General features: G+C 63.0%; 20 protein-coding genes. 15 read left to right on the plus strand and 5 right to left on the minus strand.

Features of this window, described 5'->3' with window-relative positions; translation table 11 throughout:
- Positions 1-51: 51 nt before the first annotated feature.
- The gene (locus OJ996_RS06340; protein ID WP_264512381.1) at positions 52-369 is read right to left on the minus strand and encodes a type II toxin-antitoxin system RelE/ParE family toxin; all 318 of its coding nucleotides are present in this window, start codon (positions 367-369) and stop codon (positions 52-54) included.
- Positions 366-572, minus strand: coding sequence for a hypothetical protein (locus OJ996_RS06345; protein ID WP_264512383.1), 207 nt, complete (start codon positions 570-572; stop codon positions 366-368). The genes OJ996_RS06340 and OJ996_RS06345 overlap by 4 nt, the downstream gene beginning before the upstream one ends.
- A gap of 177 nt (positions 573-749) precedes the next feature.
- On the opposite strand from OJ996_RS06345, the gene OJ996_RS06350 reads away from it, so the two are divergent.
- Positions 750-1,595, plus strand: coding sequence for a DMT family transporter (locus tag OJ996_RS06350; protein ID WP_345783771.1), 846 nt, complete (start codon positions 750-752; stop codon positions 1,593-1,595).
- A gap of 36 nt (positions 1,596-1,631) precedes the next feature.
- Here the strand turns inward: OJ996_RS06350 and OJ996_RS06355 are convergent, their stop codons facing one another.
- Together OJ996_RS06355 and OJ996_RS06360 are read right to left on the minus strand one after the other, a co-directional pair.
- Positions 1,632-2,894 (minus strand): Gfo/Idh/MocA family oxidoreductase, encoded by a 1,263-nt coding sequence (locus OJ996_RS06355; protein WP_264512387.1) that lies wholly within the window; start codon positions 2,892-2,894, stop codon positions 1,632-1,634.
- 38 nt (positions 2,895-2,932) lie between these two features.
- Positions 2,933-4,324, minus strand: coding sequence for a nucleoside permease (locus tag OJ996_RS06360; RefSeq protein ID WP_264512389.1), 1,392 nt, complete (start codon positions 4,322-4,324; stop codon positions 2,933-2,935).
- 179 nt (positions 4,325-4,503) lie between these two features.
- Here OJ996_RS06360 and OJ996_RS06365 point away from each other — a divergent pair, with 179 nt between their 5' ends.
- From OJ996_RS06365 to OJ996_RS06420, 12 genes are all read left to right on the plus strand, one after another.
- Positions 4,504-5,796: a Gfo/Idh/MocA family protein gene (locus OJ996_RS06365; RefSeq protein ID WP_264512391.1), complete on the plus strand. Its 1,293-nt coding sequence runs from the start codon at positions 4,504-4,506 to the stop codon at positions 5,794-5,796.
- A gap of 80 nt (positions 5,797-5,876) precedes the next feature.
- The gene (locus OJ996_RS06370; protein ID WP_264512393.1) at positions 5,877-7,028 is read left to right on the plus strand and encodes a formylglycine-generating enzyme family protein; all 1,152 of its coding nucleotides are present in this window, start codon (positions 5,877-5,879) and stop codon (positions 7,026-7,028) included.
- Positions 7,029-7,153: 125 nt separating this feature from the next.
- Positions 7,154-8,065 (plus strand): hypothetical protein, encoded by a 912-nt coding sequence (locus OJ996_RS06375; RefSeq protein WP_264512395.1) that lies wholly within the window; start codon positions 7,154-7,156, stop codon positions 8,063-8,065.
- A 50-nt stretch (positions 8,066-8,115) separates the two neighbouring features.
- On the plus strand, positions 8,116-9,732 hold the full coding sequence (locus OJ996_RS06380; RefSeq protein WP_264512397.1) for an ABC transporter permease: 1,617 nt from the start codon (positions 8,116-8,118) through the stop codon (positions 9,730-9,732).
- Positions 9,733-9,798: 66 nt separating this feature from the next.
- Complete coding sequence (locus OJ996_RS06385; RefSeq protein ID WP_264512399.1) at positions 9,799-10,455, plus strand: hypothetical protein; 657 nt, start codon at positions 9,799-9,801, stop codon at positions 10,453-10,455.
- Positions 10,456-10,468: 13 nt separating this feature from the next.
- Positions 10,469-12,541, plus strand: coding sequence for a flotillin family protein (locus tag OJ996_RS06390; protein WP_264512401.1), 2,073 nt, complete (start codon positions 10,469-10,471; stop codon positions 12,539-12,541).
- A gap of 47 nt (positions 12,542-12,588) precedes the next feature.
- Positions 12,589-12,963, plus strand: a complete 375-nt coding sequence (locus OJ996_RS06395) for a GxxExxY protein (RefSeq protein ID WP_264512403.1) — start codon at positions 12,589-12,591, stop codon at positions 12,961-12,963.
- Positions 12,964-13,014: 51 nt separating this feature from the next.
- On the plus strand, positions 13,015-18,096 hold the full coding sequence (locus OJ996_RS06400) for a DNA repair ATPase (protein ID WP_264512405.1): 5,082 nt from the start codon (positions 13,015-13,017) through the stop codon (positions 18,094-18,096).
- A 54-nt stretch (positions 18,097-18,150) separates the two neighbouring features.
- Entirely contained in the window at positions 18,151-18,390 is a 240-nt protein-coding gene (locus tag OJ996_RS06405; RefSeq protein WP_264512407.1) for a type II toxin-antitoxin system Phd/YefM family antitoxin, read from the plus strand.
- Entirely contained in the window at positions 18,387-18,794 is a 408-nt protein-coding gene (locus tag OJ996_RS06410; protein WP_264512409.1) for a type II toxin-antitoxin system VapC family toxin, read from the plus strand. The genes OJ996_RS06405 and OJ996_RS06410 overlap by 4 nt, the downstream gene beginning before the upstream one ends.
- Positions 18,788-19,783 carry an amidohydrolase family protein gene (locus OJ996_RS06415; protein WP_264512411.1) on the plus strand — a complete coding sequence of 332 codons (996 nt, stop codon included), beginning with the start codon at positions 18,788-18,790 and terminating at the stop codon, positions 19,781-19,783. Before OJ996_RS06410 ends, OJ996_RS06415 begins: the two co-directional genes overlap by 7 nt.
- A 76-nt stretch (positions 19,784-19,859) precedes the next feature.
- A complete protein-coding gene (locus OJ996_RS06420; RefSeq protein ID WP_264512413.1) occupies positions 19,860-20,312 on the plus strand; it encodes a type II secretion system protein in 453 nt (150 codons plus the stop codon).
- Between the two features lie 7 nt (positions 20,313-20,319).
- Here OJ996_RS06420 and OJ996_RS06425 read toward each other — a convergent pair whose 3' ends face one another.
- Entirely contained in the window at positions 20,320-21,795 is a 1,476-nt protein-coding gene (locus OJ996_RS06425) for a DNA recombination protein RmuC (protein WP_264512415.1), read from the minus strand.
- A gap of 115 nt (positions 21,796-21,910) precedes the next feature.
- On the opposite strand from OJ996_RS06425, the gene OJ996_RS06430 reads away from it, so the two are divergent.
- The gene (locus tag OJ996_RS06430; RefSeq protein ID WP_264512417.1) at positions 21,911-22,537 is read left to right on the plus strand and encodes a superoxide dismutase; all 627 of its coding nucleotides are present in this window, start codon (positions 21,911-21,913) and stop codon (positions 22,535-22,537) included.
- A gap of 146 nt (positions 22,538-22,683) precedes the next feature.
- A complete protein-coding gene (locus OJ996_RS06435) occupies positions 22,684-23,430 on the plus strand; it encodes a helix-turn-helix transcriptional regulator (protein WP_264512418.1) in 747 nt (248 codons plus the stop codon).
- The last annotated feature ends 102 nt before the right edge of the window (positions 23,431-23,532 follow it).

Raw genomic sequence — 23,532 nt, forward strand, 5'->3', positions numbered from 1 at the left:
GTTGCAAACCCCGGGGGCAAGTCCCTCCGGGGTTTTTCGTTTCTGCACGGACTAAGCCTGATCCCGTTTGCGGGTCCTGATCTCTTCGCGGATCGACGACGGAGCGCGGCGGCCGTCAAGGATCGCCACCACAATCACTTCATTCCGATCAAGGATGTCATAGTAGATGGCATGAGGGAAATCCTTCACCAGCACCTTGTGGAAGCCATGCCTCTTGCCGTGAAAGCCGTGCAATCGTTCCAAGCGCCGCAGTTGCCGGAACACTGCATTGAACAAGAGGTCCCCGGCACCGGGTTCTTGTAGATCATAGAATTCGACCGCGGTTGCGAGATCCTCCCCGGCTTGGCGGGTCAGCCGAACGGACTTCATTTCTTCCTCGCCCGATGGCGGGCTTCCACTTCCTCCAAGCTCAGGAGCTGCACCTGTCCACTCTCCAAGTCATCGCGTCTCTGCCGGAGCAGGGGCTCCACCCAAGAGGCTTCCTCTCCCTCTTCCAGCGATTCTTGGAGCCACTCGAGCGTCTGCCACTTCTCCTCGCGGCTCAACCGTGCGATTTCCTCCCGGGTGATCATGGCGGCATGCTAGCCCGCTGCATGACCTCCTTCAAGGAGCGATCGGGCACGCAATCCGTGGAGGATCAGCCGAGTTTTCGCAGGTGACAGCGGCAGCCGGAGGGGCAGACTCCGCGCCCCGTGAACCCGGACCCGATCGCCACCCGCAAGCCGCTCGATGGCTTCAGCATCGCCTCGATGGTGGGGCTGTGCGTGATCTGGGGATTCCAGCAAGTGGCCATCAAGGCTGCGGCACCGGACATGAGCCCGGTGCTGCAGGTGGGCATCCGCTCGGCGGGTGCGGCGCTGTTGGTGCTGGCGCTGATGCTGGTGCGTCGGGAGAACCTCTCTCTGCGTGATGGCACGCTGATGCCGGGGCTGCTGGTCGGCCTGCTCTTCGGCGGCGAGTTCATGGCGGTCTCGATGGGGCTGAACTTCACGACGGCAGGACACATGGCGGTGTTCCTCTACACCGCGCCGATTTTCACGGTGCTTGGGATCCCCTTCCTCTCGCGGGAGGAGCGGATGAACCGCAAGCAGTGGCTGGGTGCGGGCGTGGCCTTCGCCGGGGTGGCGATGGCGTTCTCGGGCAGCTTCTTCGGGCCGAACGGGAAAAACATGCTGCTGGGCGATGCGCTGGGAATCCTGGGCGGGATCCTATGGGCTGCGACGACGCTGGTGATCCGAGGCAGCCGGCTCTCCGAGACACCGGCGACCAAGACGCTGCTCTATCAGCTGGCGGGGGCCGGGCTCATGCTACCGGCCTATGCGTGGCTCAGCGGGAAGATGGGTGCGGTGACCTGGACGCCGCGGCTCGGGGCCAACCTGGTCTTCCAGACGGTGGTGGTAGCCTTCGCAAGCTACCTGTATTGGTTCTGGCTGCTGCGGAAGTATCTGGCCTCGCGGCTCTCGGTATTCTCGTTCCTGACGCCGATGTTCGGGATCACCTTCGGAGTGCTGATCCTGAAGGAGCCGCTGGACCCGCGATTCGTGATCGGGGCGCTGCTGGTGCTGACGGGGATCACGATCGTGAACCGGAGGTAGGTCCTATCGGAAGTTAGCGCTCCCGGAAAAGATCTCTCAAACCTCAATCTTCCAAGGCGAGCGCATGGGCTGGTTGATCAGCTTGTTGGCGTCCGCGTCGTCGAACTTGAGGGTCTTGGGGTCGAACTTGAGGCTCTTGTTCAGGCGATGGGCGGTGACGCCCATGTTCACCATGGTGCAGGACCAGAAGCCGTTCCGTTCGTTCAGGGCGAACTTCTTGCGGGTGCGGACGCTCTCGTGGAAGTCGGTGATGACGGGCTCGGGATCCTTGAGCTCGTCGAGCTTCTTGGCGAGGTCCGGGATGCTGGACTCGAAGCCCTTGGTGATCCAGCCCTTCGGGCCTTCGATGTACTTGGCCTCCTTGTCCTTGTTGGCGCCATCGAGAACGATCTTGCAGCCGTCCGCATAGGTGAACTCGATGCGGCGCCAAGTGCCGATGGCATCGGCATCCTGCGGGTCGGCATCGATCTCCACGGAGATCGGCGCGGTATCGTCCTTACCCAGGATGTATTGGGCGGGATCGAGGTAGTGCTGGCCCATGTCGCCAAGGCCGCCGCCATCGTAATCCCAGTAACCGCGGAAGGAGGCGTGGGTGCGGTGGGCGCTGTAAGGTTTCTTGGGCGCGGGGCCGAGCCAGAAGTCGTAATCGAAGCCTTCCGGCACGGGTTGCTCGGGCAGGTTGGTCTTACCGGTCCAGATGCCGAGCTTCCAATCGAAACCGGTGACACCGGAGACGGTGATCTTGAGCGGCCAGCCTAACAGATCGTGCATGGCGGCTTTCTTGATCTGCTTCACCGGCACGCCCATGCCGTAGAAGTTATCCTGGAAGCGGAACCAAGTGTTCAGGCGGAAGACGCGGTCGTACTTCTCCACCGCCTTCACCATGGCGATGCCTTCGCCGATGGTGCGGCTCATCGGCTTCTCGCACCACACGTCCTTCCCGGACTTCGCGGCCTCGATGGCCATGAGGGCATGCCAATGCGGCGGGGTAGCGACGTGGATGACATCGATATCCTTGCGCTGCAGGACCTCGCGGAAGTCGTGATAGCCTTTCACGCCCTTGGCCTCGCCGCCGGAGTCTTTCATGCGCTGGGCGAGGTGGCCCTTGTCCACATCGCAAAGTGCAAGCAACTTGCCAGGCATCGGCAGATGGGAAGCGGAGATGCCGCCACAACCGATGATCGCCTTGGTGATTTCTTCCGAAGGCGGCGTCTGCCCTGCCAAACCGAGCACACGGCTCGGCACGATCTGGATGGTCGCGAGGGCGGCGAGGGACTTGAGCGTGTGACGGCGGTTCATGGGTTTACTCGGTTCCAGGCTACTACGTGCGAAACCAGTTAGTGTTTCGCATCCTCGCCATCGGCGGACTTATCCCAGAAGCCGAGGAAGAAGATGATGGCGATCACGGCGGCCATGCCGGCAGGGAAGATCCAGTAGTTCTTCCAATCGCCGAGGACCTTCGCGACGAGGGCGGAATCGATGCCGGCGGGGTAAGCCTTCCCGAACATACCGGCGAGACTCTCGAAGAAGCTCGGGGTGGCGGTGCCGGAGAGTCCCTTGATCTGCTCGATGAGCTGCGGGTGCTCGGCCGGAGCGGCACCATAGGCGCCGAGGGTGTTCGGCAACTTGGCCTCCGTGAGCGGGAAGTTCTGGCCGAAAGCCATGCGGAAGCCGAAGAACATACCAAGGCCTTGGGTGAGGAAGACCAGCAGCGACTGGGCCTGACCGCGGATCTCGGCGGGAGCCTTCTTGTCGGTATAGATGAAGCCGGTGACGAAGAAGAAGTCGTAGCAGATGCCGTGAAGGGCGACGCCGGCGAGAAGCATCCAAGCGACCTGATCCGGTGCGCCGAAGGCGAAGAGGGCGTAGCGGGCCACCCAGGAGAGCATGCCGATGAGAAGCATCATCTTCACCCCGAGCTTCCGGAAGAAGAAGGGGATGAGGAGCATGAAGACGATCTCGGACATCTGGCCAAGGGTCATGGTGGAAGCGGCTTGCTTGAAGCCGGCGGCACCGAGGTAGGCGGAGGTCTGACCGTAGTAATAGGCCAGCGGAATGCAGATCAGCATCGAGCAAAGCGCGAAGACCAGGAAGGGCGGGTTCTTCAGCAGCTTGAAGGCATCCACCATCAGCAGCGAGCCGAGATCGAGCGGCTTACCCTTCGCGGGGGGCGGGGTGTGCGGCAGGGTGAAGCTGTAGAGGCCAAGCGCGAGGCTGGAGGCAGCGCCAAGCCAGAAGATATTCAGAGAGGCGGACCAGCCGACTGCGCCGACGGTGAGGCCGGCTACGATCCAACCGATGGTGCCCCAGACACGGGCCTTCGGGAAATCCTCCTGACGGAGATGGGTGAAGGTGATCGTGTTCCCCAAACCGAGAGTCGGCATGTAGCAGAGCATGTAGCCGATCATCAGCCAGACCATGAGGTCGCCCTTGGCAGCGCCTTGCGGGGCAATGACAGCGACGGCAGCGACGAGAATACCGCCGATGATCATGAGCACGCCCATAACCCGCTCCGAGGAGAACAGGCGGTCAGCAATCAGGCCTAGGAAGAGAGGGGCGAAGATCGCACCGATGGGCGCGCTCTCATAGGCACGACCGATGAAGTCCCCGAGCCCGTTCCCGCCCATGGCCAGAGCAAGAGTGGCGAACCACGATCCCCAGGCAAAGAACTGAAGAAACATCATCACCGAAAGGCGAGGCAGGGCGGAGGGTGGAGCAGCTTTGTCCATAGATGGAGGGGAGACTCGACGAGAGGCTGAGGGAACGGCAAGCTAGAAGCACGGTCAATTCGGCTTGATTCGTCCGATTCTCTCATGAAAATCGGTCTAAACTGAAATTTACACCCGGATCGCGAAAGTCCGCATGGGAAATCGCGTATCCCCGTTCCGTTCAAAACCAAGCATCCGTCATGAATTCACCATCCCTATCCCGTCGCCATGTTCTCGCGGGCTCTGTCGTGACCGCGGCAGTGGCCGGCTTCCCGAACCTCTTGCTGGGCCAAGGCGCGAATACCCAAAAGCTGAAGATCGGTCTGATCGGCTGCGGCGGTCGCGGCACCGGAGCGGCGGAGCAGGCGCTGAATGCGGACCCGAACGTGGTCCTGTGGGCGGTGGGCGATGCCTTCCCGGAAGCGATCACCGGCAGCTTGAACGGCCTGAAGGGCTTCGGCGCGAAGGTGGACGTGGGCGACCGCAAGTTCGCCGGGCTGGACGCTTATCAGAAGGTGATCGAGAGCGGTGTGGACGTGGTGCTGCTGGGAGCGCCTCCGGGATTCCGCCCGCAGCACCTGCGCGCGGCGGTGGAGGCGGGCAAGCACGTCTTCGCCGAGAAGCCGATGGCGATCGACGTGGCCGGCGTGAAGTCGGTGCTGGAATCCGCCAAGCTGGCGAAGGAGAAGGGTGTGGCCATCCAGCACGGCTACTGCTGGCGCTTCGCCCCGGGCGTGCGCGAACTCTACTCGAAGATCACCTCCGGCGAGCTGGGCAAGGTCTACTCGATCTACGGCACCTACATGGGCAGCCCGCCGAAGCCGCTGCAGCCGGGGATGAAGAAGCCGGACGGCATGGGAGACGTGGAGTGGCAGTTGCGCTGGTGGACGAATTTCGAGTGGACCAGCGGCGGACCGCTGCTGGAGCAGGCGATCCACACGGTGGACAAGATCGCCTGGGCGATGGGCGATGTGGCCCCGATCGCGGCGGTGGCCAACGGTGGCCGCGCCTACCGCACGGATGCAGGCAACGTGTACGACCACTACAACATCGCTTACGAGTATCCCGGCGGCGTGATCGCCCATCTGGGCGAGCGCCAGTATCTGGGCTGCCACACCGAGGTGATCGACCGCATTTACTGTGAGAAGGGCACGGCGATCGCGCCGAACACGCCGATGGTGATGGGCTTGGATGGCAAGAAGCGCGAGTGGATGTATCGCGCGCCCGCCGGAATGGAGCAGAACATGTATCAGGTCTGCCACAACGAGTTCTTCGCCGCGCTGCGCAAGGGCGAGATCATCAACACCGGCGAATACATGGCCAACAGCACCATGCTGGGGATCCTGGGCCGCGAAGCGGCGCACACGGGCCAGCGGATCACCTGGGATGCCCTCTGGGCCTCCAACCAGGACCAGGCTCCGGACACCCTGCAGATGGGCGATGCCTTCGCGGTGACGCCGGTACCGGTGCCCGGCGTGCACAAGGTCGCCTGATCGATTGATATCCAGACCCGGTTTTCACCCAAGCGCGGACTGGACTCCATCCGGTCCGCGCTTCATTCTACCCTGCCACGATGAGCACCCGTTCGCTTCTCCTCCTCGCGCTGATCACGGCGCCGCATGTCCACGCTCAGACCGCGGCGCCGGAAGCCCCGGCCAAGCCCGCCGATCTACCAAGCCCGCAGTACTTCCCGGTGACGGAGAAGATCCACGCGCTGGTGAAGGCAAAGGGCGACGTGCCCGCGGACGCCGCGGCGATGAAGGCCTACACCGAGACGGTGCCGCAGGCGAAGGATGCGAAGTTCGACCTGGTGGCGATCCCGGGCGGCGAGTTCACGATCGGCTCGCCTGCGGGCGAGGCGGGTCGCAAGGAGAACGAAGGGCCGCAGGTGAAGGTAGCGGTGGATCCCTTCTGGATCGGCAAGTGCGAGATCACCTGGGACATTTACCGCGCCTTCATGGAAAACGGGAAGGCGCGCAACAAGGATGGCACCCTGAACCGCGACTCGAACATCGCGACGCCGGAAGCGCCCGAAGTGAAGGATGGCGAGACCTTGGTGGACGTGGTGAGCCAGCCGACACCGCCGTATGTGCCGATGCACTTCGAGATGGGTGAAGGCTATGGCGCGGGATGGCCCGCGATCGCGATGACCCACCATGCGGCGAGCAAATTCTGCGAATGGCTGACGGCCCAGACGGGACACTACTACCGCCTGCCGACCGAGGCGGAGTGGGAGTATGCCTGCCGCGCGGGAACGACCACGGCCTACAGCTTCGGCGATGATCCGGCGCAGCTCGACGAGTATGCGTGGAGCATGGCGAATGCGAGCTACACCTACCAGAAGGTGGGCCAGAAGAAGCCGAATGCCTGGGGCCTGTACGACATGCACGGGAATGTCTCCGAGTGGTGTCTGGATGCCTACGTGCCGGACGCTTACGCGAAATGGCAGGCGGGTGCGAAGAATCCATGGAACCCGGCGGTGAACCGCTATCCGCACGTCACACGCGGCGGACATTATTTCGATGGCGGTCCCGAGACGCTGCGCTCGGCAGCACGGGTCCCTTCCGACCCGGCGTGGAAGATGATCGACCCACAGAACCCGAAATCGATCTGGTACTTCACGAGCGCACCGTGGGTGGGCTTCCGCGTGGTGCGGCCGATGACGGTGCCGGAGGTGAAGGAGATGCACCGGATGTGGAACACGGGTCCGGGGCCGAAGGAGTAGGGTTTCAAGGACGGGAAGATCGGTTTCCGCCTTGTGATGTAGAGGAACGTGAGGGTGACTTCTGCGGGCCGGAGGCTCCGCGCTCCCGGGCTTGAACCTTGGCGGTAGGGCGACATGATCGGCGCATGCCAGCCCGTGTGCTAATGCTGTTCGTCTTCTGCGGGGCAGGCTTTCTCCGGGCGGAGGAAGCGGCACCGCTATTCAAGCGGGCGAGTCCGGAGGGGCACCTGCAATCGCGCGACCTGAACGAGGCCAGCGGGATGGCGGCCTCGCCGAGCGATAACCGCTTGCTCTGGCTGCTGAATGACAGCGGGTGCAGCGCCGAGCTTTTCCTGACGGAGACCGACGGCGGCAAGCGCGGTCGGGTGAGCGTGGAGGGAGTGAAGAACGTCGACTGGGAGGATCTCGCGTCCTTCGAGCTCGGCGGGAAGCCCTTCCTGATCATCTCCGATACCGGCGACAATGCCTCGAAGCGGAAGAGCTGCATGCTCTACGTGGTGCCGGAACCGAGGCTACCGGCGGAGGGTGTGGATCTCGAGGGCGCGGTGAAGCCCGCATGGACGATCCGCTTCCGCTACGAGGATGGCCCGCGCGATTGCGAATCGCTGGCGGTGGACGTGAAGGCGGGGAAGATCCTGCTGCTGAGCAAGCGCACGAATCCGCCGATGCTCTACGAGCTGCCGCTGAAGCCGGAAGGCAAGGCTGAGCAGGTCGCCCGCAAGATCGGCCAGCTCTCCAAGACGCTGCCGATGGGCTTCCCGCCGATCCCCTACGGCACGCAGCCGACGGGGATGGATATCTCCGCGGACGGAACCATGGCGACCGTGGTGACCTACGCAGGGGTTTTCGTGTTCCCGCGCGGGGAGGGCGAAACTTGGGCGCAGGCCTTTGCCCGGGAGCCGCAGGAGCTGGACTCGCATCAGTCCAGGCAGGCGGAGGCGATTGCATTTTCCCGCGACGGCAAGACGATCTGGGTGACCGCGGAGGGGGTGAAGGCCCCGGTGATACCCTACCGTCGGGTGGAGGAGAAACCGTGATGCGGCTTCCGGCCCTTGCCGGGCGGAGGGATCGCGGCTAGGCAAGGCCCATGGCCCGCCGCTCCTTCAGTCTCATGCTCGCCTGGCGCTATCTCAACCCGCGCCGGGCGATGCTTTCTGCCGTGACCTTGATCTCGGTGACGGGGGTGCTGCTGGGCGTGCTGGTGCTGGTGGTGGTGATGTCCGTGTATGCGGGTCTGGAGCGGACGGTGAAGGAGCGCCTGCTGGGTTTCACGCCCCATATCCGGCTGGAGTATGTCCCCTTCGGCGGCTTCCGCGAACCGATCGGCGAATGGCGGGGGGTGGCGGAACAGGTCGCACAGACGCCCGGCGTGGAATCCGCCACGGCCTTCGTGCAGGACTATGTGCTGATGGTGGATGAGCAATCCCGCAAGCGGCCCGTGATGTTCCGCGCGGTGGACACGGAAACGCCCTCGCAGGTGGAAGGCATCAGCAAGATGCTGGACTCGGCTTACCCGGGCAGCAGCGCAGACATGGGCTTGGACAACCGGATCGTGGTGTCCTCGGTGATCGCGAAGCAGTTTCAACTGCAGCTGGGGGACAAGATGAAGTTCCTCTCCGCGAAGAATCTCGACGAGGTGGAACGCATCGACCGGATGGCGAACGAGCCGCCGGTGCGCGAGAAGTATGCGACCGCGCTGCAATCGACCCGCGAGCTGCTGAAGACTTCCTTTGAAGAGCGCGGCGACAAGCTCTTCCTGAGCGCGGACAAGGACTTCGCCCTGACGGGGCCCTTCATGGATATCTCCCATCAGATGGAAGGCATCCGTGACCAAGAGCGCGAGATCATCGAGAGATTCCTCGCCCTCTTCGAAGCCGAGCCGGCCGAAGCAGGATTCCTGCTGGAGAAGTCGGTGCCGGAAGAGGCCGCGAAGGTGCTGGCTGAGCTCGATGCCACGGATGTGGAGAAGATGAACGCGGAGAACGACAAGAGCCTGCGCGAGATCATCCTGCCGAAGGAAGCAACGGTGATCGGGGTTTACCAAGCATCGCAGATGGCGCTGACGCCGGATGTCTTCATGCCTCTGCCGCTGGCCCAAGAGTTGACGGGTCTGCAGGATGCGGTGCAGGGGATCGCGGTGCGGCTGAAGGATCCGTATCAGGCGGAGCTCGTAGCGAACGAATTCGTCAAGACGCTGCCCGAAGGTTGGCAGTTGATCACATGGATCGAAGAACTCGGCGAGTTCTCGCGACTGATCAACCAGCAGCGCGGGATGATGTATTTCGTGCTCTCGTTCATCATCGTGATCTCGGCGTTCTCGATGATGGCGGTGATGTTCACGGTGACGATCCAGAAGCGCCGGGAGATCGGGGTGATGAAGGCACTGGGTGCCGCGCCAGGGCAGATCGTGAAGGTCTTCGTGTATCAGGGGATGATCCTGGGCTTCCTGGGGTCGCTGTTGGGCGTGGGGCTGGGACTGCTGGTGGTGAGGCTGCGGACGCAGCTTCAGGAAGGCTTGCGGGCGGTGGGTTTCGATCCGTTCTCCAAGTCTTTTCTCGGGGTGGACGATCTCCCGGCCCATGTGAACCCGACGGAAGTGGTAGTGATCGCGATCTCGGCGTTTATCTTGTGCACGGTGGCGGCCTTCGTTCCGGCCTTCTCGGCGGCGCGGAGTGATGCGGCGAAGTCGTTGCGGAACCTCTAACCGTGGGAATTCAGCCATCCTTTTATAGTCGCGAAAAGACGTTGCATTGTCTGTGATGGCAGCGTCGTGAAGGAAATTTGGGATTTAGCCACCAGCGGACCGATGCTGCCGATGACCATCTTGTTGGTCCCGATCGGCATCTATTGGCTGCTGAGCATTATCGGCGCGGTGGATCACGACATGCTCGGCGTGGATCTCGACGGCGCGGACGGCCACCACGGCGCTGATGCCCACCATGACGGAAATCCCATCTCCGAGGTGATGCATGGTGCGCTGCGCATCCTGAATGCGCAGGGAGTACCGGTGATGATCGTGCTCTCGGTCCTGATCGCCTATCTCTGGGGCTGCTCGATGCTGGGCAATCTCTGGTTTAACAAAAGCCTGAGCGGCGGCACCGGGTTCCTCGTATCTCTGGGTGCTCTTTTCTCCGCCGTGGTGCTGACGCGCCTGACGGTCACACCACTGAAGCCGGTCTTCCGGATGATGCAGGAAGATCCCGAATCCACGAAGCCGGTGCTGGGACGCACCGGGGTCGTCCGCACCGCCCTCGTGAACGAGCGGGAAGGTCAGGTGGAGGTTGAGAATTCCGGCGCGAGCCTGCTCCTGAACGCCCGGGTGGCCATCGGCTCCCCTCCCCTTTCCCGCAATACTCCCGTGCTGGTCGTCAGCTACGACGAACCTTCCGGTATCTACACCGTCCGTTCCCTCTCCGAAACCTCCTGACCACACCCTACCCATGAACCTGTCCATCCCACCACTTCTGGCAGCCCTTGAGCCCGCCATCATTGCATTGATGCTCGGCGGAGTTGTCGCCGTCGTCGTTGGCGGCGGCGTGCTGTTCTCGATGTTCTATCGCAAGGCCCAACGCGGTCAGGCGCTGATCAAGACCGGCTTCCGCGGCACCAAGGTTTCATTCAACGGCTTCACGGTGGTTCCCGTGCTGGAACGGCTGGAGACGATGGACATTTCGCTGAAGCGCGTGGAGATCGACCGTACCGCGAAGAACGGGCTGATCTGTAAGGACAACATGCGCGCGGACATCAAGGTGGCCTTCTTCGTGCGGGTGAACCAGACGGACGAGGACGTGCTGCGCGTGGCGCAGTCGGTGGGTTGCGATCGCGCCTCGAACACGGATGAAATCCGCTCGCTCTTCGACGCGAAATTCTCCGAAGCACTCAAGACCGTAGGCAAGCGCTTCGACTTCACGGAGCTGTATGAAGAGCGCGAGACCTTCCGCGACGAGATCATCAAGATCATCGGCACCAACCTGAACGGCTTCGTGCTGGATGACGCGGCGATCGACTATCTGGAGCAGACGCCGATCGAGGCGCTGGATCCGGACAACATTCTGGACGCCGAGGGTATCAAGAAGATCACCGAGTTGACCGCTGCACAGGCGAAGCTCGCGAACCACATCCAGCGCGACAAGGAGAAGGTCATCAAGCAGCAGGACGTGGAGGCGCGTGAGGCAATCCTGGAGCTGGAGCGCCAGCTTTCCGAAACCGAGGCCAAGCAGAAGCGCGAGGTCGAGAGCGTGCGTGCCCGCGAGGAAGCGGAGACGCAGAAGGTGCGCGAGGAGGAGCGCCAGAAAGCCGAGCGCGCACGCATCGCCGCGCAGGAAGAGATCGACGTCGCGACCCAGAACAAGGATCGCCAGGTGCTCGTGGCGCAGCGCAACAAGGAGCGCACCGACGTGGTGGAAGTGGAGCGCGTGAAGCGCGACCAGGAACTCGAATCGATCGAGCGCGAGCGGGTGACCCAGCTCAAGGCGATCGAGAAGGAGAAGGCCGTGGAAGTGGAGAAGAAGCTCATCCAGGACGTGATCAAGGAACGCGTGGCGGTCGAGAAGCTGGTGGTGATCGAACAGGAGCGGATCAAGGACACCGAGGCTTTCGCCGGTGCGGATCGCCAGAAGCAAGTCAAGGTGACCCTGGCGGAGGCGGCGGCACAGGAAGATGTGATCCACAAGATCAAGGAGGCCGAGGCTGCCCAGGAGGCTGCAAAGCTGCGCGCCGATCAGGAGCTCTACGAGCGCGTGAAGGCTGCCGAGGCTTCGAAGAAGTCCGCCGAGCTCAAGGCCGAGGAAGTCGTGATCTCCGCGGAAGCCGAACAGGCTGCCAGCGAGAAGCAAGCGCTCGCCAAGAAGGTGCTGGCGGAAGCTACCGCGAAGGAAGCCGCTGCCTCCGGACTCGGCGAGGTGGAGGTGCTGCTCGCCAAGGCAGATGCCACCCAGAAGCAAGGCACGGCCGACGCCGAAGTGAACCGTCTCAAGTTCGAAGCGGAAGCGGAAGGCATCAACAAGAAGGCCGAGGCGATGAAGCTGCTGGAATCCGCAGGTCAGTCGCACGAGGAGTTCAAGCTCCGCCTGGAGAAGGAGAAGGCCGTGGACCTCGCGGGCATCAACATCCAGAAGGATATCGCCGAGGCTCAGGCCAAGGTGATGGGCGAAGCCATGAAGTCGGCGAAGATCGAGATCATCGGCGGCGAAGGGAAGTTCTTCGACCAAATCGCGGGAGCCATCTCGCGCGGCAAGTCGGTGGACCGCATGGTGGAGAACAGTGCTGTGCTGGCCGATGTGAAGGACACCTTCTTCAATGGCGATCCGGAATACTTCAAGGCCCAGCTGCGCGAATGGGCGGGGCAGTTCGGAGTGACCACGGAGGATGTGAAGAACCTCAGCGTGGGCGCGATCCTCGGGAAGCTGCTGGTCGATGCCACCGGCGAAGACCGGCGCAAGCTGCTGTCCTTCCTCGGCACCGCCGACCGCTTCGGCCTGGCCGATGAAAAGGCCGCGAAGGTCCTGCGCTAAGCAAGCCAAACCACGGAATACACGGAACACACGGAAAGGACTTTCTTATGGCACTGATTCTTGAATCGGAGACTCACGCGATTCTTGGAGCATGCTTTGAAGTCTACCGCGACAAAGGCTGTGGATTCCTAGAGGACGTTTATCAGGAATGCCTCGAACTCGAACTTGCTGATCGAGGCATTCCTTTTGTCCCGCGCCTCCCGCTGCAACTCGAATACAAAGGAAGGATCCTGCGGAAACGCTACGAGCCCGACTTCATCTGTTTCGACGAAGTGATCGTGGAGATCAAGGCGTGCAAGCATATCGAGGATTCTCATCGGGCCCAGCTCATGAACTACCTCAAGGCCACCCGGAAGCGGGTGGGTTTACTGATCAATTTTGGACACTATCCGAAAGCCCAACACGAGCGATTCGCACTCTGATTACTTCTTCCGCGTGTTCCGTGTATTCCGTGGTTTTCTTTCCTCTTCCTGATGCCTGAAGAACCCCAAAAGCCCGACCAGCTCGAAGGCGGTGCGTATGAAGTCATCCGCGCCCGCCTGGACAAGCATGCTGCCACGCTGCGGACGGGACTCGATGCGCTGAATGCGGAACGCCTGCAGGTCTTCGGCGGTGTCGAGACGGCGCTGCTGGGTACCGAGCGCGTACCGACGGAGCACAACTGCATCGCCCGCGACTTGGTGGCGATCGGCAAGCAGCGCTTCCTCTTCGGCTACAACATCCAGTTCGGACTGAAGCAGACGACGGACACGAAGGACGTCTTCGCCGCGTACGATTTCAATCCGGAGACGCGCTCGTTCACGCAGGTGGCGGTGGAGGGGGTGCTGGGCGATCCGAAGTTCACGGAGGACTTCGCTTACCTCTTCAAGTATTACCGCGAGGCGGTCTTCCTGAAGTTTATGGTCATCGGGCCGCACTTGTATCTGGTGATGCGGGCCGGCAAGACGGTGGATGACATCAAGGCCTTCAAGTGGCGCTTCGCCAGCAACGGCACCCTGGAGTATGTCGGCAACCGCTTCGACCACGAATGCGTGTTCCCGGCGCAGCAGGAGTTCCAGTGGAAGCGCGCTCACCGCGGCATGCATCGCTCCGGCGAGCATCCCCACATCTCGATCGAGGATCGTGTCTTCGTGGAGACGGTGGGTGGAGACCTGACCGTGAAGGTCGAGGACAACACGGCCAGCGGCCAAGGCATCTACTCGGAGCCGGTCACGGAGAGCGACCAAACGCTGGACGATGCGGAGATCTTCTACGCCACGGTCGGCTCGCTGATCCTGCTGAAGATCTTACCCTACCGCGAGTCGATGCACCGCCATCTCGTCTACAACGAGAAGACGAAGACGGTGCACCGCATCGACACGATCGGGGACTCCTGCGTGCTGCTACCGGATGATCACGGCATCATCTTCGCGAACGGCTACCTGCTGCAGAGTGGCGAGGTGAAGACCTTCGACCACGGCATGCTGGACATGCGCTTCGAGCGCAAGGTGGCGAGCGCGAACGGCGAGGACATCCTCTACTCCTTCTACAACCGCGCGGCGGGCGACTACGTGCTGCTCTCCTACAACCGGATCAAACAATCGGTGGAGACGCCGATCGTGTGCTCCGGTTACTCGCTCTTCGGCAACGGACAATTGGTGCTCTTCCGCGCCGATGGCCAGCCGCAGAAGCACCACGTCCTGCAAGTATGGCAAACGCCGTACTTGGACGACGAGACCAGCGCGGCCGCAGCCGCCGACAAGGAGTCCTTCCTCTACAAGATCGGCAATCCGGAACTGGTCCGCGGGATGGCGGAGTCGCGCGAGCTACTCACGCTGCTCCAGAAGGACGACTCCTTCGCCGGGCTTTACCTCGATATCGTCAAGCGCTCGGGCGACCTGCTTGATGCCTACTTCTGGCTCGATCGCAAGGAGTGCCAAGCGCTGGCCGAACCGGTCCGCGAGATCAAGAAGGCGGGTGAAGCGGCGATCGGTGAGTTCGACAAGGTCCAGAAGCTCCGCACGGTCGCCGCCGAGCGGACGGCCGTGGTCCGCACCGCGATGGAGAAGCTGGTGCGCGATGCGAAGAACTCGCCTCCGGACGCGCTGCAAGGTTTCGTCCACCAACTGGCGGGTCTGCGGAAGCTGCGGGGCGAGATCATCTCGCTGCGCGACGTCCGCTATACCGAGACGGAAACCATCGCTGCCTTCGAGAAGGAAGTGGTGGAGACCACGGATGCGGTTTCGGCACGCACGGTGGAATTCCTGTTAGGTGAGGAATCGCTGAAGTCCTACGCCGCGGCGATCGACACGCAGGAGGCCGCTCTCGCGAAGATCGCCAAGGTCACGGAAGCGGATGAAGTCGCGACCGCGCTCGACCAAGCCGCCGCCGAACTGGAGATGCTGATCGAGATTGTCGGCGGCCTGAAGATCGCCGATGCGACGCAGACCACGGCGATCATCGAGCGCATCTCCGCACTCTATGCGCGACTGAACGGCACGCGCGGATCGCTGCGCAACAAGCGCAAGGAGCTCGCACGCGGTGAAGGCGAGGCGCAGTTCGCGGCGCAGATGAAGCTGCTTTCGCAGGCGCTGGCGAACTACCTCGATCTATGCGACACGCCGGAGAAGTGCGACGAGTCCCTCACACGCCTGATGGTGCAGGTGGAGGAGCTCGAAGGCCGCTTCGCGGAGTTCGACGAGTACATCGAACAGATCGCGACGCGACGCGAGGAGATCTACGACGCCTTCGAAGGACGGCGCACGCAACTGGTGGAAGCGCGCGGCAAGCGGGCGGGTGCGCTCTTCAAGTCCGCCGAGCGGATCCTGGCCGGCATCCGCAACCGGGTGTCATCCTTCGGCGAGGTCGAGGAGATCCACTCCTACTTCGCGACCGATCCGATGATCGAAAAGGTCCGCGACCTGATCGGCCAGCTGCAGGCGCTGGGTGATTCGGTAAAGGCGGACGATCTCCAGACCCGCCTCAAGACGCTGCGCGAGGACGGCGTTCGCCAGCTCAAGGACAAGAAAGATCTCTTCGTGGATGGCCAGAACGTCATCCGCTTCGGCAAGCACGCCTTCAACGTGAACACCCAGCCGCTGGAGATGACCATCGTGCCGCATGAGGATGCGATGGCCTTCCACCTGACGGGTACCAAATTCTTCGAGCCGATCGGCGATCCGGAGTTCCTCGCTGCGCGCGAGGCATGGGACCTGGAGGTGCCGAGCGAGAGCCCGCGGGTCGCGCGGGCCGAGTATCTTGCCTGGCGGTTCCTGATGGAGGGCAAGGCCGAGGGCGAATTGCTTCCCGCGGTCCAAGCCTTCATGCAGCCGCGCTATGCTGAGGGATACACCAAGGGCATCCACGACGAGGATGCCGCGAAGATCCTAGGCCAGCTCTTGCCGATCCACGCCGAGGCCGGACTGCTTCGTTTCGCACCGCGCGAGCGCGCTGCCGCGATTCTTTTCTGGGAGTCTTGGGATGATCCGGCGAAATCACGCCTCGCCGGGCAGTTCGCTTCCTACGGCAAGCGCCGTAGCTTGTTCGCGGGCGGCGACGAAACCGAACGCTGGAAAGCCCGTTTGGCGGAAGCCTTCACGAAATGGCGCGCCGACTACGGCCTGTTCACGGAAGTGGATGCCGCAAAGGTCGCAAGCTACTTGGAAGAGGAACTCGCGGCCGGCGGAGGCTTCCTCGTCTCTGCTTCCGCAGCGGAACTATCGAAGTCCTTCCACCAAGGCCTGGTGGCGAAGAGAGCGGACTCCATCTTCAAAGATTCACTCGGCGGCGAAGAGAGCCCGATCCCGCTCAAGTATGAGATCGCCCGTGACTGGCTCGCCGGTTTCGCGGCCTCCTACCCGGAGAGCCTGCAAGGGAGCCCGGCGGATCTCGCGGATGCGGTGATCGATGAGGCGGCAGTCCACATCGCGCGCGGCGGTTACGAGCAGCGCGCGGTGAAGACGGTTCCGCTGTCCTTCACCGTCGACGGTCTTCGCTCCAGCCACGCACGGGTGCAGAATGGTAGCCTGGAGATTCACTACAGCGAGTTCCTCGACCGGCTGGAGCGCCATGAGCGGACGGACGCCGCGGCCTTCCGATCCCTCGCCGAGCGCAAGACCAAGCTGACCGGCACCAAGCGTGCGGAGATGCGTCTCGAAGAGTTCAAAGCGAAGGTGATGAGCGCCTTCGTGCGCAATCGCTTGATCGACGAAGTCTACCTGCCCCTGATCGGCAACAACCTGGCCAAGCAGCTCGGCACGGCGGGTGCGAACACGCGCACCGACCGCATGGGCCTGCTGCTGCTGATCTCTCCCCCCGGCTATGGCAAGACGACGATCATGGAGTATGTGGCCAACCGCTTGGGCCTGACCTTCGTGAAGATCAACGGTCCGGCGCTCGGTCACCGCGTCCTCTCGCTCGATCCCGCCGAAGCCCCGAACGCCTCCGCCCGCATGGAGGTGGAGCGTGCGAACCTCGCACTGGAGATGGGCGACAACGTGATGCTCTATCTGGACGACATCCAGCACACGGATCCGGAGTTCCTGCAAATGTTCATCAGCCTCTGCGACGCGCAGCGGAAGATCGAGGGCGTTTGGAAAGGCCAGCCGAAGACCTATGACCTGCGTGGCCGGAAGGTCGCGGTGGTCATGGCGGGCAACCCCTACACGGAAAGCGGCGGCAAGTTCCAGATCCCGGACATGCTCGCGAACCGCGCCGATACCTACAACCTCGGCGACATCCTGGGCGGACATGAGGCGGCTTTCAAAGCGAGCTACATCGAGAACGCGCTGACCTCGAATGCCGCACTCTCCCGGCTGGCCAGCCGCTCGCAGAAGGACGTGCTCACGCTCATCCGCATCGCCGAGACCGGCAGCCGCGACGGCGCCGACTTCGAGGGCAATTACACGCCCGCGGAGATCGAGGAGATGCTTGCGGTGACCAAGCACTTGCTCGCCGTGCGCGACACGATCCTGCGCGTGAACCTCCAGTACATCGCGAGCGCGGCCCAGGAGGATGCCTACCGCACCGAGCCCTCCTTCAAGCTGCAAGGATCCTACCGCAACATGAACCGGATCGCCGAGAAGGTGCTGCCGCTCATGACGCCGGAGGAAGTGCGACAAATCATCGTCGATCACTACCGCAGCGAGTCACAGAACCTCACCACCGCGGCGGAAGCGAACCTGCTGAAGTTCTACGAAATGGAAAAGCTCCTCGACGAAGCCCAGGCCGCGCGCTGGGAGGCGATCAAGAAGGAGTTCAACAAGCGCAAGCTGATGGGCGCCGGCGGCGACAGCGATCCGGTGGGCCGCGTGGTCGCGCAGCTCACGCAGTTCAACGACGGGCTGGAGGCGATCAAGGAGGGCATCTCCTCGGCAGGCCGCAACTACTCGCAGCCGCAGTCGCTGGCCGAGCAAACGGTCTCGCAGCTCCGCCAGATCATCGAGGGCCTGCGCGCCGTGCCGGTGCAGGTCGACATCAAGGTAGTGCCGGTGCAGGACGACAAGGGCAGCATCGAGAAGATCGACGCTCCGGACAAACCACCTCTGGCCTTCCAGCCGGATGTGAAGCAGGGCTAGACCGGCACAGGAAATCGATTGCAGATCTAGCTAACTTAGCTAAGTTATTCCGTCATGCAGGTCAGCATTCACGAGGCGAAGACCCAGCTCTCCAAGCTCATCGCAGCCGCAGAGCGCGGGGAAGAAGTGATCATCGCCCGGCGCGACAAGCCTATCGTGAGGCTCAACCTCATCACCGAGTTTCAAGGCGGCAGCCGGATTGGAGGCCTCAAAGGGAAGAAGCTGAAGATCGGAGCGAAGTTCGATGATCCCCAGTTGAACAAGGAGATCGCCCGTTCTTTCGAACAAGCATGAGCTCCGCAGACGTGGAGGGATGGCTACTGGATACCCATGCCCTTCTTTGGATGCTTCACGGTGACAAGCGCCTCTCCAAGAAGGCGGCCAAGGAGATCGACGGCCGCCTGCCACTTTACCACTCTTCCGCCAGCTTCTGGGAGATCGCGATCAAGCTCTCGGGCAAGGGCTTCGATTTCGCGGTGGATGACGATTGGCACCGGATCTACCCGGAAGAATTGGAGCGCATTGCGGTCCCCCTTCTTTCGCCTTCAGTGGAGGACTTCCGGCTGCTCCAGGATCTTCCGAAGCGTCATGGCGACTCCTTCGACCGGATCCTGATCTGCCAAGCCAAACGGCGCCGCTTGGGAATCATCTCTGCAGACGAGGCATGGGATGCCTATGGAATTGTCCGCGTATGGTAGAACGAGGATCACCCCGCATCGACTGTCACGTCCACATCGTGGGCACGGGGACCGGCGGCACCGGCTGTTGGTACCGGCCGAAAGGCCTTACCCGCATCGGCGAGCCCTTTCTGGTGCGGGCGGTCGGGCTTACGACCAAGGATCTGCATGGCCCGGAGTTCGACCGACTATATGCGGAGAAGCTGCTGGAGATGGTGCGCGGCGCGACGCTGATCGATCGTGCGATGCTTCTGGCCCACGAGCTTCCTCACAAGGAAGACGGCACGGCGATCCCCGAGCTCTCCTCACTCTACGTGCCGAATGACTACGTGCTGAAGCTGGCGCAGGATCATCCCGAATTCCTCGCCGGCGTCTCCATCCATCCCGCGCGCAAGGACGCGATGGAAGAGCTGGAGAAGTGTCTCGCGGGTGGAGCAGCGGCGCTCAAATGCCTGCCGAATGTGCAGGGCATCGACTGGAACTTGCCACGCTACACCGCCTTCCTCGAGCGCATGGCCGAGGCCAAGCTGCCGCTGCTGGCCCACACCGGCAGCGAGCGCACGATGCCGGTGATGGACCACGCACTCGCATCCCCGAAGGTGCTGACCCGCGCGCTGGAGATCGGCGTGACCTGCATCGCCGCGCATGCGGGCACCGGGATGATGGTGCTGGATCCCGATTACTTCGACGTCTTCGCGGAGATGCTGGCGAAGTATCCGAATCTCTATGGCGACAATAGCGCGCTGGCCGGGCTGAGCTTCCGCCTGAGACCCTCCGCCCTGCGTGGCCTGGTCTCCACGGAGATGGAGGGACGCATTCTCCACGGCAGCGACCTGCCGGTGCCTTCCAGCGGCTTGCTCACCTGGGTTTTCGGGATGCTGTCGTGGAGGGATTTCCGCGCCTCCGCCGCGATCAGGAACCCGATGGAGCGGGATGCCCGGCTCAAGCAGATGCTCGGCTTCGGCGAGGAGAGTTTCCTCCGCGCCGCGAGCGTGCTGCGCACTGCGTAGCACTACTGCACGTGATCACGTGATGTCGCCGCGGCAGGGAACTGCTACGGTTCCGTCACCCCCAATCCCCCCAAGAATGAAAACCGCATCCCCCCTGCGGTCTTCGAGAAGGAAGCATGGCTTCTCACTGCTGGAAGTAACCGTGGTGATCGCCGTCCTCCTTTCGTTGACTACTGTACTGATCCTAGGCGCACGCGCGTGGAAGAACGGCTCCGATCGCGCCGGCTGCATCCTCAACATGCGCATGGTGCAGACCGCCGTGCGTTCCTATCAGAACCTCTACGAATACAATCCCGGCAGCATGCCCTACGCGGAGAATGGCACCCAGGATATCGGCGCGCATCTTTTCCTGAAGGGCTACATCAGCGGCAAGATGCTCAACGAGATGCAGGGATACGCCACCTGCGCCGGTGGCGGCTCCTACAGCCGCCCGCACCCGGATGTCTTCCCTCCGATAGGAGAGCTCTACATCAAGTGTTCCATGTCCTCACAGGAGGACCACGCTCTCCCCGACGGGCCGGAGTGGTGATCTGAAATCACTCGCCCAGGGCCGAACGAAGGTCGGAGGCCACGGACAGGGCCTTCACCTTCGGATCCGGGGTGGTTTCGCGTTCCTCCTCCGATTCCGACGCAGCGGCATCTGCCGGCAAGCGCGGGGATCGCTCGATCGGCTCCAAGTCCGGTAGCGGCGCATCGTGAGCCGCCACTTCCAGATCCGTGAACTTCCGTGCCGTGCCGAGCACGCGCGTTTCGTAGGCGCCCACGGCGGCATTGTAGTGGCCCACGGCGTTATCGAGGGACTTGCCCAGCTTCACGAAATGGCCGGCCAAGGTGCCGAGTCGTTCGTGCAGCGTTTTTCCCAAGGCGCAGATCTCCCGGGCATTGTCCGCCATGGCCTCTTGGCGCCAGCCGTAGAAGACGGCCCGTAGCAGGGCGATCAGGGTGGTGGGCGTGGCGAGGATGATGCCATGTTCCACGCCCCGCTCGATGAGGCCGGGATCGCACTGCAGCGCGGCGGAGAAGAAGGACTCGCTGGGCAGGAAAAGCACCGTGAATTCCGGCACGTTCTCGAACTGGGCGGTGTAGTTCTTCGACGCGAGCTGGGTGATGTGGGTGCGCACTTGGCGGGCATGGTGGTGGAGGGCTTCCTCCCGCTGGCGGTCGTCCGTGGCCTCGAGCGCGTCGAGGTAGGCATCCATCGGCGTCTTCGCATCCACGACGATGGTCTTGCCGCCCGGCAATTTCACCACGAGGTCCGGGCGCAGGCGTCGGCCTTCATCGGTCACCGTGGTCGTCTGCGTCTGGAAATCGCAATGCTCCTGCATCCCGGCCAGCTCGACCACCCGGCGGAGTTGGATCTCGCCCCATTGGCCGCGACCGGTCGGCTGACGCAAGGCCTTGACCAGCTGGGCGGTCTCCCGCTGCAGGCCGAGCTGGCCTTCGGCCAGAGTCTTCACCTGGGTTTTCAGCTCGGCGTAAGCGCCTTCGCGGGCCTTTTCGATGTCGCCGATGCGGCTCTCGAATCTCCCGAGGGATTCCGCGACCGGCTTGACGAGGTTCTCGATGGCCATCTTGCGCTTCTCCAGATCCCCCTTCGCCTCCTCCGATTGAGCCCGGAGGGAAGTCTTGGCGAGATGGAGGAATTGCTCGGCGGAGGACCGGAGCGCGTCGGCCGAGAGGGCCTTGAAGGTATCGGAGAGCCGATGCTCCGCCCGGTCGAGCAGGGCCTGCTTTTCCGCTGCCGAGCGCACCTCGTCCTCCAAACGGGTTTTCAGTTCGGCAAGCTGCGTCCGCATCGCCTGGCCATTGGCCTCGTGCTGGTGGGATTCTGAGATCGCCGCGGCGTGGCGGGCCGCCAGCTCGGTGATCTGCCGTTCGTCCGCCTTCAGCCGCTCCTCGAAGCGGGCCCGGCGACCGGAGAGCGCCAGCCAAGTGATCAGCCAGCTCAGGAAGATTCCGGTGACGAAAGCGCCAGCAATCCAAGGGAGGGTGGATTCAAGTTCGGGAGGCATGGTCGGATTGTTCCTTGCGGACGCTTGGCCCCGGGGCAAGGTTGGGCCCGTCGCGCACGCCCCTCCGGAGTACCGGCCGGGCCGCGCGAACGCAAATCAAACCGACCCCACGATCATGGCTCACACGCTCCCTGCTCTCGGCTACTCGCTCGATGCCCTGGAACCGCACATCGATGCGCGCACGATGGAGATCCATCACGGCAAGCATCACAACGCCTACGTCACCAACCTGAACGCCGCCTTGGCCGGCAAGTCCGACCTGGAGGCGAAGAGCGCCGAAGACCTGATCAAGGACCTCGGTGCCGTGCCGGACGACATCCGCACCGCCGTGCGCAACAACGGTGGCGGCCACGTGAACCACAGCTTTTTCTGGAAGCTCATCGCCCCGGGTGGTGCCACGGCTCCCTCCGGCGAGCTCGCCGCGGCAATCGACAAGTCCTTCGGTTCCCTCGATGCCTTCAAGGAAGCCTTCGCCAAGGCCGCCACGACCCGCTTCGGCTCCGGCTGGGCCTGGCTCTCCAAGACCGCCGACGGTCTGGCCGTGACCTCTACCGCCAATCAGGACAACCCGATCATGGGCCCCGACTTCGGTGGCACCAAGGGCGCGACCCCGATCCTGGGCCTCGATGTCTGGGAGCACGCCTACTACCTCAACTACCAGAACCGCCGCCCGGACTACATCACGGCCTTCTGGAACGTGGTGAACTGGGATGTGGTGGCGGAGAACTACGCCGCGGCTTAAGTTATCCCGACAGATTCCCGAAGGGCGACCGGACGAGCCGGTCGCCCTTTTTTGTTCCAGCTCAAGCAATAGTGCGAATTGCAGCGTCCGATTTTCCCTTCCGGTCCTTGCCCCCGATTGCAGGCGACTTATGGTGTTAGACGTCGATGGAACGTCTCCACCACTCGGACTACCTGCGCCTGCTCGACTTCGTCGCGGGACTACAGGAGCCGGTCGCGCTCGAGGATTTCGGGGCGCATCTGGTGCGGCTGACGTCTGAGCTGCTACCGGGGGCGACTATCGCCTTCGATCAGATCGGTGCCGATGGTCTCTTCTACGGCTTCGATCACAATGTGGAGATCAGTCCGGAAGAGCTGGCGCGGTTCGTTTCCCGGCTCCAAGAGGTCTATCAGCAGAATCCCATCTACGGCTACATCACCGGCGGCGGGTCGGATCGGATCGTGGATATCGCCGACTTGGCCTCCCGGAGGCAGTTGCACCGGACCGACTTCTATCACGACATCTTTCGTCCGTACGGGATCGAGCATCAGGTAAATGTGCTTCTCTCCCGGCCGGGCTGGATCAGCACGCTGACGATCAACCGCGACCGGCCGATCCCGCCCCGGATGAAGACGCTGCTGGCGCTGGCGGTCCGCCACATCCAGCTCGCGCATTCAAATGCCTGCGCGATGGACAAGATCAGCCGGGTGGTGATGCCCACCAGCGGCGAGCTGCTGACGGCCCGGGAGGCGGAGGTCTTCCGCTGGATGGTGGAGGGCAAGCGTAACGGGGAAATCGCGATCATCCTCGGCTGTTCGCCGCGGACGGTGGACAAGCATGTGCAGAACATCCTGCGCAAGACCGGGACCGAGACGCGGACCGCGGCGGTGCGATCCGGGCTGCCAGCCGACTGAGGCGCGTACGCGGTCCTGCGTATTTCCCCCAAGGCTGAATTTAAGGATACTCGGATCGTTCACCCGGGCGGAAGGAAGGCTGAATTTCCCCCCCCGCGGACT

Source organism: Luteolibacter rhizosphaerae (genome assembly GCF_025950095.1).
Classification (GTDB): domain Bacteria; phylum Verrucomicrobiota; class Verrucomicrobiia; order Verrucomicrobiales; family Akkermansiaceae; genus Haloferula; species Haloferula rhizosphaerae.